At 51.3% G+C, this 14,797-nt stretch carries 8 protein-coding genes, 2 tRNA genes, 3 rRNA genes and 1 pseudogene; 5 read left to right on the top strand and 9 right to left on the bottom strand.

The window, feature by feature from the left end:
- Window positions 1-371 precede the first annotated feature (371 nt).
- The 5 genes from AAGQ96_RS19400 to rrf all read left to right on the top strand — a co-directional run bounded on the left by AAGQ96_RS19400 (window position 372) and on the right by rrf (window position 5,617).
- Window positions 372-1,912 (top strand): 16S ribosomal RNA (locus AAGQ96_RS19400).
- 74 nt (window positions 1,913-1,986) lie between these two features.
- Window positions 1,987-2,063: transfer RNA gene (locus AAGQ96_RS19395), tRNA-Ile, on the top strand.
- A 144-nt stretch (window positions 2,064-2,207) separates the two neighbouring features.
- Window positions 2,208-2,283: transfer RNA gene (locus tag AAGQ96_RS19390), tRNA-Ala, on the top strand.
- Window positions 2,284-2,488: 205 nt separating this feature from the next.
- A 23S ribosomal RNA gene (locus tag AAGQ96_RS19385) occupies window positions 2,489-5,397 on the top strand.
- Between the two features lie 104 nt (window positions 5,398-5,501).
- Window positions 5,502-5,617, top strand: a 5S ribosomal RNA gene (gene rrf / locus AAGQ96_RS19380).
- Together the 16S, 23S and 5S rRNA genes with 2 tRNA genes alongside form the textbook arrangement of a ribosomal RNA operon.
- A 195-nt stretch (window positions 5,618-5,812) precedes the next feature.
- Here the strand turns inward: rrf and AAGQ96_RS19375 are convergent.
- From AAGQ96_RS19375 to prmA, 9 genes and pseudogenes are all read right to left on the bottom strand, one after another.
- Window positions 5,813-6,571 (bottom strand): amino acid ABC transporter ATP-binding protein, encoded by a 759-nt coding sequence (locus AAGQ96_RS19375; RefSeq protein WP_342754362.1) that lies wholly within the window; start codon window positions 6,569-6,571, stop codon window positions 5,813-5,815.
- A gap of 8 nt (window positions 6,572-6,579) precedes the next feature.
- Entirely contained in the window at window positions 6,580-7,680 is a 1,101-nt protein-coding gene (locus AAGQ96_RS19370) for an amino acid ABC transporter permease (RefSeq protein WP_342754361.1), read from the bottom strand.
- 15 nt (window positions 7,681-7,695) lie between these two features.
- Window positions 7,696-8,874, bottom strand: coding sequence for an amino acid ABC transporter permease (locus AAGQ96_RS19365; RefSeq protein ID WP_342754360.1), 1,179 nt, complete (start codon window positions 8,872-8,874; stop codon window positions 7,696-7,698).
- Window positions 8,875-8,941: 67 nt separating this feature from the next.
- A complete protein-coding gene (locus AAGQ96_RS19360; protein WP_342754359.1) occupies window positions 8,942-9,967 on the bottom strand; it encodes an amino acid ABC transporter substrate-binding protein in 1,026 nt (341 codons plus the stop codon).
- A 340-nt stretch (window positions 9,968-10,307) separates the two neighbouring features.
- The gene (lpxP, locus tag AAGQ96_RS19355) at window positions 10,308-11,228 is read right to left on the bottom strand and encodes a kdo(2)-lipid IV(A) palmitoleoyltransferase (protein ID WP_147200056.1); all 921 of its coding nucleotides are present in this window, start codon (window positions 11,226-11,228) and stop codon (window positions 10,308-10,310) included.
- 200 nt (window positions 11,229-11,428) lie between these two features.
- On the bottom strand, window positions 11,429-11,725 hold the full coding sequence (gene fis / locus AAGQ96_RS19350; RefSeq protein ID WP_000462905.1) for a DNA-binding transcriptional regulator Fis: 297 nt from the start codon (window positions 11,723-11,725) through the stop codon (window positions 11,429-11,431).
- Between the two features lie 27 nt (window positions 11,726-11,752).
- Window positions 11,753-12,715 (bottom strand): annotated as a pseudogene (gene dusB / locus AAGQ96_RS19345) (tRNA dihydrouridine synthase DusB); the annotation flags it as partial.
- A 307-nt stretch (window positions 12,716-13,022) separates the two neighbouring features.
- Entirely contained in the window at window positions 13,023-13,760 is a 738-nt protein-coding gene (locus tag AAGQ96_RS19340) for a carbonic anhydrase family protein (RefSeq protein ID WP_342754357.1), read from the bottom strand.
- A gap of 135 nt (window positions 13,761-13,895) precedes the next feature.
- Entirely contained in the window at window positions 13,896-14,777 is an 882-nt protein-coding gene (gene prmA, locus AAGQ96_RS19335; RefSeq protein ID WP_342754356.1) for a 50S ribosomal protein L11 methyltransferase, read from the bottom strand.
- Window positions 14,778-14,797 lie beyond the last annotated feature (20 nt).

Genomic DNA, 14,797 nt, shown 5'->3' with positions numbered 1-14,797 from the left:
GATCGAAAAAAGGGTTGTGCTATCTGAACGGATCCCTATAATGCGCAACCACTGAGACGGCACAACGGCTTACAGCCCGCCGGTTCAGGAGGTTCAGGAAGCTGAATCGCCGGAGAAAAACTTCTCAAAAAGAAGTTGACTCTGAAGGAGGAAAGCGTAATATACGCCACCTCGCGACAGGAAGCTAAGGCACTGTTCGCAACGCTCTTTAACAATTTATCAGACAATCTGTGTGGGCACTCGCAGGATTGATATCAAGACACCTTCGGGTGTCAAAAAATATCAAGTCTTAAGAGTGAACACATAATGAAAATTCATTATGACGTTTTACACTTGAGCATCGCTGCACTTGTTGCAGCAAATCGAACTTTTAATTGAAGAGTTTGATCATGGCTCAGATTGAACGCTGGCGGCAGGCCTAACACATGCAAGTCGAACGGTAGCACAGAGAGCTTGCTCTTGGGTGACGAGTGGCGGACGGGTGAGTAATGTCTGGGGATCTGCCTGACAGAGGGGGATAACTACTGGAAACGGTAGCTAATACCGCATAACCTCGCAAGAGCAAAGAGGGGGACCTTCGGGCCTCTCGCTGTCAGATGAACCCAGATGGGATTAGCTAGTAGGTGGGGTAATGGCTCACCTAGGCGACGATCCCTAGCTGGTCTGAGAGGATGACCAGCCACACTGGAACTGAGACACGGTCCAGACTCCTACGGGAGGCAGCAGTGGGGAATATTGCACAATGGGCGCAAGCCTGATGCAGCCATGCCGCGTGTATGAAGAAGGCCTTCGGGTTGTAAAGTACTTTCAGCGGGGAGGAAGGTGTTGAGGTTAATAACCTCAGCAATTGACGTTACCCGCAGAAGAAGCACCGGCTAACTCCGTGCCAGCAGCCGCGGTAATACGGAGGGTGCAAGCGTTAATCGGAATTACTGGGCGTAAAGCGCACGCAGGCGGTCTGTCAAGTCAGATGTGAAATCCCCGGGCTTAACCTGGGAACTGCATTTGAAACTGGCAGGCTAGAGTCTTGTAGAGGGGGGTAGAATTCCAGGTGTAGCGGTGAAATGCGTAGAGATCTGGAGGAATACCGGTGGCGAAGGCGGCCCCCTGGACAAAGACTGACGCTCAGGTGCGAAAGCGTGGGGAGCAAACAGGATTAGATACCCTGGTAGTCCACGCCGTAAACGATGTCGACTTGGAGGTTGTTCCCTTGAGGAGTGGCTTCCGGAGCTAACGCGTTAAGTCGACCGCCTGGGGAGTACGGCCGCAAGGTTAAAACTCAAATGAATTGACGGGGGCCCGCACAAGCGGTGGAGCATGTGGTTTAATTCGATGCAACGCGAAGAACCTTACCTACTCTTGACATCCAGAGAACTTTCCAGAGATGGATTGGTGCCTTCGGGAACTCTGAGACAGGTGCTGCATGGCTGTCGTCAGCTCGTGTTGTGAAATGTTGGGTTAAGTCCCGCAACGAGCGCAACCCTTATCCTTTGTTGCCAGCACGTAATGGTGGGAACTCAAAGGAGACTGCCGGTGATAAACCGGAGGAAGGTGGGGATGACGTCAAGTCATCATGGCCCTTACGAGTAGGGCTACACACGTGCTACAATGGCGCATACAAAGAGAAGCGACCTCGCGAGAGCAAGCGGACCTCATAAAGTGCGTCGTAGTCCGGATCGGAGTCTGCAACTCGACTCCGTGAAGTCGGAATCGCTAGTAATCGTGGATCAGAATGCCACGGTGAATACGTTCCCGGGCCTTGTACACACCGCCCGTCACACCATGGGAGTGGGTTGCAAAAGAAGTAGGTAGCTTAACCTTCGGGAGGGCGCTTACCACTTTGTGATTCATGACTGGGGTGAAGTCGTAACAAGGTAACCGTAGGGGAACCTGCGGTTGGATCACCTCCTTACCTGAAGATACCTTCCCGCGCAGTGCTCACACAGATTGTCTGATAGAAAAGTAACGAGCAGAAAAAACCTCTACAGGCTTGTAGCTCAGGTGGTTAGAGCGCACCCCTGATAAGGGTGAGGTCGGTGGTTCAAGTCCACTCAGGCCTACCAAATTCGCACTCATGCGGCGTTATGTTTCCGGCTTGCATAGTGAACTATGCGGCGCGAAAACATGCCTTGCCTGAGCACGAATTACGTTTCTCCCTTAAAAGAGAAAGGTTGAGTAGTAGTAGATGGTCTCTGCAGTAACTGTATGGGGCTATAGCTCAGCTGGGAGAGCGCCTGCCTTGCACGCAGGAGGTCAGCGGTTCGATCCCGCTTAGCTCCACCATGCAGTTTACTGAACTATCTCAAAACTGATTTTACCGTAAGGTGAGTCACGTTTGAGATATTTGCTCTTTAACAATCCGGAACAAGCTGAAAATTGAAACGACACGTCGTGTTTATCCTCCGTAATAAGGGTAAACAAAACGATGTGTTCGAGTCTCTCAAATGCTTACAACAGCAGTGTCTTTCGGGACGCTTGTGGGTTGTGAGGTTAAGTGACTAAGCGTACACGGTGGATGCCCTGGCAGTCAGAGGCGATGAAGGGCGTGCTAATCTGCGATAAGCGTCGGTAAGGTGATATGAACCGCAACAACCGACGATACCCGAATGGGGAAACCCGGTGCACTACGGTGCATCATCGCAACATGAATACATAGTGTTGCGAGGCGAACCTGGGGAACTGAAACATCTAAGTACCCAGAGGAAAAGAAATCAACCGAGATTCCCCCAGTAGCGGCGAGCGAACGGGGAACAGCCCAGAACCTGAATCAGTTTGTGCATTAGTGGAAGCGTCTGGAAAGTCGCAGGGTACAGGGTGATACTCCCGTACACAAAAATGCACTTGCTGTGAGTTCGATGAGTAGGGCGGGACACGTGATATCCTGTCTGAATATGGGGGGACCATCCTCCAAGGCTAAATACTCCTGACTGACCGATAGTGAACCAGTACCGTGAGGGAAAGGCGAAAAGAACCCCGGCGAGGGGAGTGAAACAGAACCTGAAACCGTGTACGTACAAGCAGTGGGAGCCTTGATTTATCAGGGTGACTGCGTACCTTTTGTATAATGGGTCAGCGACTTATATTCTGTAGCAAGGTTAACCGTATAGGGGAGCCGCAGGGAAACCGAGTCTTAACTGGGCGTTAAGTTGCAGGGTATAGACCCGAAACCCGGTGATCTAGCCATGGGCAGGTTGAAGGTTGGGTAACACTAACTGGAGGACCGAACCGACTAATGTTGAAAAATTAGCGGATGACTTGTGGCTGGGGGTGAAAGGCCAATCAAACCGGGAGATAGCTGGTTCTCCCCGAAAGCTATTTAGGTAGCGCCTCGTGAACTCATCTTCGGGGGTAGAGCACTGTTTCGGCTAGGGGGCCATCCCGGCTTACCAACCCGATGCAAACTGCGAATACCGAAGAATGTTATCACGGGAGACACACGGCGGGTGCTAACGTCCGTCGTGAAGAGGGAAACAACCCAGACCGCCAGCTAAGGTCCCAAAGTCATGGTTAAGTGGGAAACGATGTGGGAAGGCACAGACAGCCAGGATGTTGGCTTAGAAGCAGCCATCATTTAAAGAAAGCGTAATAGCTCACTGGTCGAGTCGGCCTGCGCGGAAGATGTAACGGGGCTAAACCATGCACCGAAGCTGCGGCAGCGACACTATGTGTTGTTGGGTAGGGGAGCGTTCTGTAAGCCGTCGAAGGTGGACTGTGAGGTCTGCTGGAGGTATCAGAAGTGCGAATGCTGACATAAGTAACGATAAAGCGGGTGAAAAGCCCGCTCGCCGGAAGACCAAGGGTTCCTGTCCAACGTTAATCGGGGCAGGGTGAGTCGACCCCTAAGGCGAGGCCGAAAGGCGTAGTCGATGGGAAACAGGTTAATATTCCTGTACTCGGTGTTACTGCGAAGGGGGGACGGAGAAGGCTATGTTGGCCGGGCGACGGTTGTCCCGGTTTAAGCGTGTAGGCTTGAGTTCCAGGCAAATCCGGAACTCTTTAAGGCTGAGGCGTGATGACGAGGCACTACGGTGCTGAAGTAACAAATGCCCTGCTTCCAGGAAAAGCCTCTAAGCATCAGGTAACACAGAATCGTACCCCAAACCGACACAGGTGGTCAGGTAGAGAATACCAAGGCGCTTGAGAGAACTCGGGTGAAGGAACTAGGCAAAATGGTGCCGTAACTTCGGGAGAAGGCACGCTGGCGCGTAGGTGAAGGGACTTGCTCCCGGAGCTGAAGCCAGTCGAAGATACCAGCTGGCTGCAACTGTTTATTAAAAACACAGCACTGTGCAAACACGAAAGTGGACGTATACGGTGTGACGCCTGCCCGGTGCCGGAAGGTTAATTGATGGGGTTATCCGTAAGGAGAAGCTCTTGATCGAAGCCCCGGTAAACGGCGGCCGTAACTATAACGGTCCTAAGGTAGCGAAATTCCTTGTCGGGTAAGTTCCGACCTGCACGAATGGCGTAATGATGGCCAGGCTGTCTCCACCCGAGACTCAGTGAAATTGAACTCGCTGTGAAGATGCAGTGTACCCGCGGCAAGACGGAAAGACCCCGTGAACCTTTACTACAGCTTGACACTGAACATTGAGCCTTGATGTGTAGGATAGGTGGGAGGCTTTGAAGCGTGGACGCCAGTCTGCGTGGAGCCAACCTTGAAATACCACCCTTTAACGTTTGATGTTCTAACCTGGCGCCATAATCTGGCGTGGGGACAGTGTCTGGTGGGTAGTTTGACTGGGGCGGTCTCCTCCCAAAGAGTAACGGAGGAGCACGAAGGTCAGCTAATCACGGTCGGACATCGTGAGGTTAGTGCAATGGCATAAGCTGGCTTGACTGCGAGAGTGACGGCTCGAGCAGGTGCGAAAGCAGGTCATAGTGATCCGGTGGTTCTGAATGGAAGGGCCATCGCTCAACGGATAAAAGGTACTCCGGGGATAACAGGCTGATACCGCCCAAGAGTTCATATCGACGGCGGTGTTTGGCACCTCGATGTCGGCTCATCACATCCTGGGGCTGAAGTAGGTCCCAAGGGTACGGCTGTTCGCCGTTTAAAGTGGTACGCGAGCTGGGTTTAGAACGTCGTGAGACAGTTCGGTCCCTATCTGCCGTGGGCGCTGGAGAATTGAGAGGGGTTGCTCCTAGTACGAGAGGACCGGAGTGAACGCACCACTGGTGTTCGGGTTGTCATGCCAATGGCACTGCCCGGTAGCTAAGTGCGGAAAAGATAAGCGCTGAAAGCATCTAAGCGCGAAACTTGCCTCGAGATGAGTTCTCCCTGTGGCTTTAAGCCACCTGAAGGGACGTTGAAGACTACGACGTTGATAGGCCGGGTGTGTAAGCGCAGCGATGCGTTGAGCTAACCGGTACTAATGACCCGTGAGGCTTAACCTTACAACGCCAGAAGCGTTCTGTAGCGTTGAGAGACGCAAAGATTTTCAGCTTGTTAACCGGATAAATTTGCGCGGCCTTTACGGCGGCGTGAATAACAGAATTTGCCTGGCGGCTTTAGCGCGGTGGTCCCACCTGACCCCATGCCGAACTCAGAAGTGAAACGCCGTAGCGCCGATGGTAGTGTGGGGTCTCCCCATGCGAGAGTAGGGAACTGCCAGGCATCAAATCGCGATAACCCTGACCTCACGGTCAGGGTTTTTTGCGTTTGGGGCGAGAAAAGGCGCCTGAGGCTTAAAAAGTGGGTAACTCAACGGCTGCGTGGCGTGATTGAATTGTTTTTCAGCGCTTATAAGGGCCGGCAATCTGTACAAAATTTCCCGGTATGTATTACCGGGAAACTCGTTATCTAATTAACCTAGTGAATAACCTGAGAAAGGAAAGCGCGGGTACGCTCAGATTTTGGTGCAGAGAAAAACTCTTGTGGCGGAGCCTGCTCAACGATTTCTCCGCGATCCATAAAGATCACTCGGTCTGCGACTGTCCGGGCAAAGCCCATCTCATGTGTTACACACAGCATAGTCATACCATCTTCTGCCAGCCCAATCATAGTATCCAAAACCTCTTTTACCATTTCTGGATCTAAAGCAGAGGTGGGCTCATCAAACAGCATAATTTTAGGTTTCATGCAGAGAGAGCGGGCAATCGCCACACGCTGTTGCTGGCCGCCAGAGAGTTGCCCAGGAAATTTATGTGCATGTTCTGCAATACGCACTCGTTCCAGATAGTGCATTGCCAGCTCTTCAGCTTCCTTCCTGGGAGTTTTACGTACCCATATTGGCGCAAGCGTACAGTTCTGCAAAACGCTGAGATGAGGGAAAAGATTAAAGTGTTGAAACACCATACCTACTTCTGTACGTACACGTTCAATATTGCGCAGGTCATCATTGAGATGAATACCGTCAACGACGATTCTACCCTGCTGATGCTCTTCCAGATGATTAATACAGCGAATAGTGGTTGATTTACCGGAGCCTGAAGGGCCACAAAGAACAATACGTTCCCGGGCTTTTACCTGTAAATTGATGTCTTTTAATACATGGAATTGCCCATACCACTTATTCACATTTTCCAGCGTAATCATCGCGTTATCAGGTTGAATTAAAGATTTAGTCATATTAAGCCTCAATGCGGCGTACGCCCGGTGTGAAAACGCTTTTCCAGATATTGGCTATAGCGCGACATACTAAAACAAAAAATCCAGTAAACCAGAGCGGCAAAGACATATCCCTCCGTTGACATGCCCAGCCAGGCGGGATCAACCGTCGCCTGCTGCACGCTACTGAACAGATCAAACAGGCCAATAATGATCACCAGACTGGTATCTTTAAACAGGGCGATAATCGTGTTTACCAGGCCCGGAATGACCAACTTTAGCGCCTGGGGAAGGATCACTAATGCTTGTGTTTTCCAGTAACCGAGAGCCAGCGACTCTGCGGCTTCATACTGCCCCTTCGGCAGAGCCTGTAAGCCACCACGTACCACCTCCGCGACGTATGCTGACTGGAAAAGGATGACCCCGACCAACGCGCGAATCAATTTATCGATACTGCTCCCTTCCGACATGAACAGCGGCAACATAACCGAAGACATAAACAACACGGTAATCAGCGGGACGCCACGCCAGAACTCAATAAAGATTACCGCGAGCGAGCGTACGACTGGCATGGTTGAGCGTCGCGCAAGAGCCAGCAAAATGCCCAATGGCAACGCGCCGGCAATGCCGACTGAGGCGATAATCAACGTTAGCGTCAGTCCACCCCACTGACGGGTTTCAACCCGTTCAAGACCAGCAAACCCGCCATAGAGTAAGAACCAGACGATAACAGGATACGCGATGGCCCAGACCACAAGGTAAAGGCCACGTCGCGGCATACTTTTAATGAACAAGGGCACTACTGAAACCAGACCAATAATTAGCGCCAGGTTAATGCGCCAGCGAAGTTCATGAGGATAAAGTCCATACATAAACTGGCCAAAGCGGGCATGAATAAAGACCCAGCAGGCGCCTTCCTTTGTACAATCGGCCCGTGTTGAACCAAACCAGTTCGCCTGAAACACAAGCCAGTTAAGGGCGGGTGGTATTACAGTCCAGATAACCCACAGACAAAGCAGCGTCAGCAGGGAATTTGCCCAGTTTGAGAACAAGTTTTTCCTTGCCCAACTGACAGCGTTTAAAAATTTATGTCCGGTGGTCGGGGGTGTATCTTGAGTGGCTAAAGTCATAATGATCCCGTTCTCTTAGCGCTCAATCAGGCGAATTTTGCGGTTATAGATATTCATCAACAGCGAAATCAGCAGGCTGATAATCAGGTAAACGCCCATGGTGATCGCGATGGTTTCAATTGCCTGACCTGTCTGGTTCAGTACCGTACCGGCAAAGAGCGAAACCATATCGGGATAGCCAATCGCTGCGGCCAGCGAAGAGTTTTTCACGATATTCAGATACTGGCTGGTTAATGGCGGAATAATAACGCGCATCGCCTGTGGGATAATGACCTGACGCAGCGTCACCGGATTTGGCAGACCCAGCGAGCGAGCCGCTTCATGCTGGCCATAAGGAACAGACTGGATACCCGAGCGGATAACTTCGGCAATGAAGGAAGAAGTGTAGATGGACAGCGCCAGCGTTAGGGCTGCCAGCTCGGGGATCAAAACAAAGCCTCCACGAAAGTTAAAGCCGCGAAGCTGTGGAATATCCCAATGCATTGCTGCGCCAAACATCAGATGCGCTATCAGCGGAAAAAGGATCAGCATAGCCAGCGCTGAGGGCCACACACGCCTGAACTGCCCGGTCTTTAATTGATAAGCCCGGTTATAGCGAAACAGAGCATAAGTCCCAGCCACAGCCAGCAGTAGCGCCACGATAAACGGCCATGTACCTGGAGCATATTCAGGCCATGGAATGTATAAACCCCGGTTGCTGACAAAGGTCAGATCGAAGGCGTTAAGCGCCTGACGTGGCCCAGGCAAGTTACGCAGTACGGCGAAGTACCAGAAGAAGATTTGCAGCAGCGGCGGAATATTACGGAAGATTTCGATATAGATATTTGAAATTTTACGTAACAGCCAGTTATCAGACAGGCGTGCCAGGCCAATAAAAAAGCCGAGGAAAGAAGCAAAAACGATACATAAAGCGGATACCAGCAGAGTGTTAGTCAGTCCGACCAGAAATACCCGCGCATAGGTATCTCCCTCTGTGTATTCGATCAGATGCTGCACGATACCAAAACCGGCGCTGCGCTCAAGGAAAGCGAAGCCTGACGTAATGCCGCGATTTGCCAGATTAATAAGGGTGTTATGGACCAGATAACCCGCAATTCCCAACACAGCGGCAACGGCTAAAATCTGGTACAGCCAGGCGCGCACCGCGGGATTGCCGAATGATAAATCCCTTTTTACGGCTGGGCGTTGAGACATGTTGAAACCTCAGCTATGAGCACTCTGACGAAGGCGCCGCCCGGCGACGCCCTGTTAACGGAAGGAATTAGCGTACTGGCGGCGCGTACTGAATACCGCCTTTGTTCCAAAGCGCATTCTGACCACGAGCAATTTTCAACTGGCTGTCTTTACCGACGTTACGATCGAACACTTCCTGATAGTTACCCACCTGCTTAACAATGTTGTAAGCCCACTTATTGTCCAGCTTCAGGTCCTTACCGAAGTCGCCCTCCGATCCCAACAAATGGGCCATATCAGGCGTGGTTGGTTTCGCTGCCATCTGATCAACGTTTTTGGACGTAATACCCATCTCTTCAGCGTTCAGCATTGCGAACAACGACCATTTCACGATAGTGAACCAGTCGTCGTCACCACGACGAACCACCGGCCCTAAAGGCTCTTTAGAAATAACTTCCGGCAGCACGATAAACTCATCTGGCTTGCCGAGTTTAATACGCAGTGCATAAAGCTGGGACTGATCCGAAGCCAGCGTGTCGCAGCGACCGGTATCCAGCGCTTTTGCAGATTCATCAGAGCGGTCGAACGTCACCGGGGTGTACTGCATGTTGTTGGCCTTGAAGAAGTCAGCAACATTGAGCTCCGTGTCGGTTCCCGCCTGGATGCATACGGTCGCGCCATCCAGCTCTTTAGCGCTTTTGAGACCGGCTTTCTGATGGGTCAGGAAACCAATACCGTCATAGTAGTTTACGCCGGCAAAAATAAAGCCCATACCGCCGTCACGAGCCGAAGTCCAGGTCGTATTGCGTGAAAGAATATCGACTTCTCCTGACTGCAACGCAGTGAAACGCTCTTTTGCGGTCAGCGGGGTATATTTAACTTTCGACGCATCACCAAACACTGCCGCAGCCGCTGCACGGCAGACATCCACATCAATACCACTGAATTTTCCACTGGCATCGGCAAAAGAAAAGCCGGGCAGCCCATCACTGATACCGCATTGCACAAAGCCTTTCTTTTTTATGGCATCCAGTGTGTTGCCTGCATGAGCCTGATTCGCAACTGCAAACAGCGCTGCGGTTGCAACCAACGTGGAGAGCATCATTTTTTTCATAAAGCATCCTGTGTGGCGAAATCGTGTTGTTATGTTCAGCGCACGTTACGGTGCATGTTGTCCTGCTTATGACGCGGGCTATCCACGACATTGCAAAGGTAATGCCAGATTTGCAGCAACCTGAATTTGTTAGAAAGAAATGCTAATAATTGGAAGCATATTGAAAGTTTACTTAATATCGCGCACCAGACAGGGGCAAAAACAGCGGGATTGGTCACAAATGGTGCAAATTGTTGCAGGAAGGTGGAAGGTAATTCTCAGAAGTGTAACTTTTGTTGCAGGGGGAGGGGGATGAACCAGCTCAGAAGCGACTGAGCTGGTGAAAACAGGATCTGGCAAATTAATAGAGCGAGTGAGCGCCATCCGGGCGGGTTTTAAAGCGACGATGTAGCCACATATACTGATAGGGCGCACGCATGATTTCGTGTTCAATCACTTTATTCATATAGGTAGCAGCCTGCTGCTCATCAGCAATAGGATAATCTTTCAGTTCTGGCTGAATAACCAGTTCATAGCCGCTGCCATCTTCATTACGGATTAGCACTACGGTGATCATTGCAGGTTTGGCCATACGCGCAATCATCCATGTGCCACTGGTTGTTGCCGCTTCTGGTACGGCGAAAAGCGGAGCAAAAACGCTCCCTTTCGGACCGTAGTCCTGATCCGGTGCAAACCAAACGGCCTCACCTTGTTTCAGCGCCTGAACCATGCCACGCAGATCGCGACGGTTAATCATCGCCTTATTAGAACGCATACGACCTTTGGTCTGTACCCATTCCATGAGTTTGTTGTTATGAGGCCGGTACATGGCCATCATCGGCTGGCATAAGCCCATTACCCGACCACCCAGCTCGAGTGACATAAAATGCACGCCGATAATCAGCGCGCCACGACCATCCTGCTGGGCCGCTTTCAGGTTGTGAAGTCCGTTAACGGTAAACCAGCGCTTTACCCGACGGTCGGGCCAGAACCACGCCATGCCCGTTTCCAGCAGGCCCATGCCCAACGATTCAAAATTGCGTACGATGGTCAGTTCGCGTTGTTCTGCGGGCATATCAGGAAAACAGAGTTCAAGATTACGGCGGGTAATACGAATGCGGCGTTTAAGAAAGCGCATTGATGTCCGGCCCATCCAGGTGCCCAGCTTCTGCAACAAGGGGAAGGGAAGTTGAACGAGTAAAAACAGGAGTCCCAAACCGAGCCAGGTTATCCAGTAACGAGGGTGCATTAAGCTGCGGGTAAAACGAGGGGAAGCCTTCATAATTCCTCTTTATGCGTTCAGGGAAGATGTAGCGCATAAAGAACTTAATCCGTAGCGGTACAGAAAGTAAGACAACATTTTTAACAGGAAGTTGAGCTGTTCGCCTGTTATTTGCACAATCCCGACAATTTTCTCTGAGCAACAGACATTAAAAAAGGCGCTAACAATATTGTAGCGCCTCCATCACAATGAACCGAAACTTAGTTCATGCCGTATTTTTTCAGTTTCTTACGCAGCGTACCGCGGTTGATACCCATCATCAGGGCTGCACGGGTCTGGTTGCCACGGGTATATTGCATAACCATGTCTAACAGAGGCTGTTCCACTTCAGCCAAAACCAGCTCATACAGGTCATTAACATCCTGACCATTCAGTTGAGCAAAATAGTTCTTCAGTGCCTGTTTGACCGAATCGCGCAGGGGCTTTTGGGTCACCTGATCCTGGGAGTTAACGGTTGAAACGGTCAGTACGTCAGAATTTACGCGTTGTTCGAACATAGTTCTGTCAGCTCTTTATTTCTATTATGCAAGTTTTTCGAAGTATGCCTCCAACGCCTCCAGCTGTTCGCTGGCATCCTCAATGGCGTTGAATGTGCGCCGAAACTGGTCGTTTGGGGCATGCTCCTGGAGATACCAGGAGACGTGCTTCCGGGCAATACGGTATCCTTTGCGGTGACCATAAAAGTCGTGCAGTTCCCGTAGGTGCTCGATAAGCAAGCGCTTTACTTCAGCTAGTGGCATCGGTGCCAGCAGCTCCCCAGTGTCCAGATAGTGCTGGATTTCCCGGAAGATCCACGGTCTTCCCTGAGCCGCACGTCCTATCATCAGGGCATCTGCCCCCGTATAGTCAAGTACGGATCTGGCTTTATGCGGGTCAGTAATGTCTCCGTTCGCGATAACGGGAATAGAGACATTCTGCTTAACTGTCCGAATGCTGTCATATTCAGCGTTGCCGTTGAACAAACACGCGCGAGTGCGTCCGTGAATGGTCAGGGCCTGAATGCCACAACGCTCAGCCAATTGGGCAATTTCAACACAATTGCGGTTGTCTGCGTCCCAGCCGGTGCGAATCTTCAGCGTAACGGGCACGTCTACTGCATTGACGACCGCAGAGAGGATAGACTTCACCAACTCCGGATGTTGCAGCAGGGCAGAACCCGCCATCTTACGATTCACTTTTTTAGCCGGACATCCCATATTGATATCGATCACCTGCGCACCGGATAGGGCATTTATGCGCGCGGCGGCAGCCATCTCTTCAGGGTCACAACCGGCAATCTGCACGGTACGAATACCGGGCTCGTCACTGTGTACCATACGCAAACGGGATTTGTCGCTGGCCCAAACTTCGGGATTTGACGACATCATCTCCGATACGGTCATACCAGCACCCATTGCATAGCAAAGTGTCCGGAAAGGCCTGTCGGTAATTCCGGCCATTGGTGCTGCAATCAGGCGATTGCGAAGCTGGTGGTTTCCTATGCGCATGAAAAAAAAGTGACCATAGTGTGTTCGCAAGGCGGCGTATATTACGCATTTTTTCAAAAAGATGAAAGGCCAAACTTTGAACAATTGGCGCTTTCAGTCCGCCGACAGCGCTTATTCCATCAGCGGCTGAATTAAATACCTTTAATTAACAATACGTTGTAATTTTAAGGCGAAATTATGTACAAATATTTTTCTTTTTTTGTGAGCCACTTAACAATATAAATCACGGTTCTTTGCGCCAAAAACGGGACAAGTTGCGTCAGAAAGCGGCATTGCGCTACACCTGAAGAGATTCTCTGTCCCCGTTCTAATCAACAACGACCCGGCCGTGGAGCGGCTGTAATGGACGATTATTAGCCTGTTTCAGCGCCTGCTGGAACGTCTTCAACTGCTCCGCAGAAAGCGATACCGGCTGCTTCATTACCAGCCAGCGCACACCTTCAGTACAGGGAGGCGTAGTGAGCGAACCGCTGAAACGATAGTAATGCTTATCCTGTGGAAAAAGCCCGGCCAGATCCACACGCTGTTTCATCACCTCAACGCGATCCTGACGTTCAGGCACAGAATCGATTAACGGCCTCAGCGTGCTGTTTTCCGCTCCCTGTTGAAACATCACGGCGACCACAGCCAGCTCGCCAGCCGCATTCGCATGCACAAAGTGTGCTTCCAGCGGGAAAGCCTTACCGAAGAGATGATTTTCGCTGGGCGCGTGAAAATGAAACTGCTTAAGGACAAAGGCGTGACCATCTAACGTGAAGTCATCGCTGTCTTTTACCGTAATCTGGATGGTGTGGCCATTGTTGACGATGGTTTTGGTATCGGTATGAAAATTAAACTTGAGCTCGGGCAGCTTCCCGTCGATAACCTGCTTAATATCAATGGGAGACTGGTACTGACCCGCTTTACAGGTTTTAAATTCATCCCCTAACTCTGCCCAGTGTTCCGGGCCGGCTTTGCCTTCATAGGACCAGTGAATGGCGGGCGTAGCCCAGGCGGGCATCGTTGCTATTGCTGCGATCAGCAGTACTGATTTTGTCTTGTTCATAATCCTTTATGATCCTGACTATCTGTTTTTTACCAGCATGCGGATGCATACCGGCATACGAATAAAAACCCGCACAGATAGTAATGCTATTTTGCTTTAAAAGCATCCGCTCCTTCCGTGGAGCCGAAGAAAAAATTAGCGACGAATGCCGGTAATTCTGCACCACTCTTCTTTTTCAGCGACAGGATCGAGGGCAAATTGCGCTTCATAAGCTTCGCACACGCTGCTTGCCTGACTCGCCAGCACGCCGGATAAGCCCAGATGACCACCAGCCACAGGCAATACGCTAATCAACGGCGCAAGCTCGCGCAGGGGGCCTGCGAGGATGTTTGCGACCACGACATCGGCACTCAGATTCTCGGGCTGCTCATGAGGCAGATACAGCGACAGACGCTCGGAGACGCCGTTACGTTGAGCGTTATCGCGGCTGGCCTGGATAGCCTGCGGATCGATATCAATACCGATCGCTTTTGCCGCGCCCAGCTTCAGCGCCGCAATGGCCAGAATGCCGGAACCACAGCCAAAATCGATAACGGTCTTACCCGCTAAATCCAGCCCATCCAGCCATGCCAGGCACAGTGCGGTAGTCGGATGCGTTCCCGTACCAAAAGCCAGGCCCGGATCGAGCATGACGTTAACTGCATCAGGATCCGGCACGTCGCGCCAGCTTGGACAGATCCACAACCGCTGACCAAAGCGCATGGGGTGGAAGTTATCCATCCATTCGCGCTCCCAGTCTTTGTCTTCGATCTGCTCGATCTTGTGTACAAATCCGGGGCCCAGTAAAGGATGAGATTCCAGGCCCGCAATCACAAACGCCATCTCTGTTTCAGCGTCGAACAGGCCAATCACATCCGTATCACCCCACAGGCGGGTTTCACCGGGCAGCGGTTCGAAAACCGGATTATCGTGCGTATCCTGGAACGTGACCGAGACAGCCCCGTTCTCGATCAGCGCATCGCCCAATTCTTCAGCTTGCGCGCCAGTGGTGTTAATTTTCATTTGTATCCAGGGCATGGCGATTCTCTTTATTCAGC

Source organism: Pantoea sp. MBD-2R, from assembly GCF_039134845.1.
GTDB lineage: Bacteria > Pseudomonadota > Gammaproteobacteria > Enterobacterales > Enterobacteriaceae > Erwinia.
Note: the sequence above shows the minus strand (reverse complement) of the source record. Positions and strands in the feature narration are given on the sequence as shown.

Bases quoted from the DNA above. Each gene is read 5' to 3' on its own strand.
- AAGQ96_RS19365 (WP_342754360.1), bottom strand. From the start codon at position 8,874: ATGTCTCAACGCCCAGCCGTAAAAAGGGATTTATCATTCGGCAATCCC.
- AAGQ96_RS19340 (WP_342754357.1), bottom strand. From the start codon at position 13,760: ATGAACAAGACAAAATCAGTACTGCTGATCGCAGCAATAGCAACGATG.
- fis (WP_000462905.1), bottom strand. From the start codon at position 11,725: ATGTTCGAACAACGCGTAAATTCTGACGTACTGACCGTTTCAACCGTT.
- AAGQ96_RS19360 (WP_342754359.1), bottom strand. From the start codon at position 9,967: ATGAAAAAAATGATGCTCTCCACGTTGGTTGCAACCGCAGCGCTGTTT.
- AAGQ96_RS19370 (WP_342754361.1), bottom strand. From the start codon at position 7,680: ATGACTTTAGCCACTCAAGATACACCCCCGACCACCGGACATAAATTT.
- AAGQ96_RS19375 (WP_342754362.1), bottom strand. From the start codon at position 6,571: ATGACTAAATCTTTAATTCAACCTGATAACGCGATGATTACGCTGGAA.
- lpxP (WP_147200056.1), bottom strand. From the start codon at position 11,228: ATGAAGGCTTCCCCTCGTTTTACCCGCAGCTTAATGCACCCTCGTTAC.
- prmA (WP_342754356.1), bottom strand. From the start codon at position 14,777: ATGCCCTGGATACAAATGAAAATTAACACCACTGGCGCGCAAGCTGAA.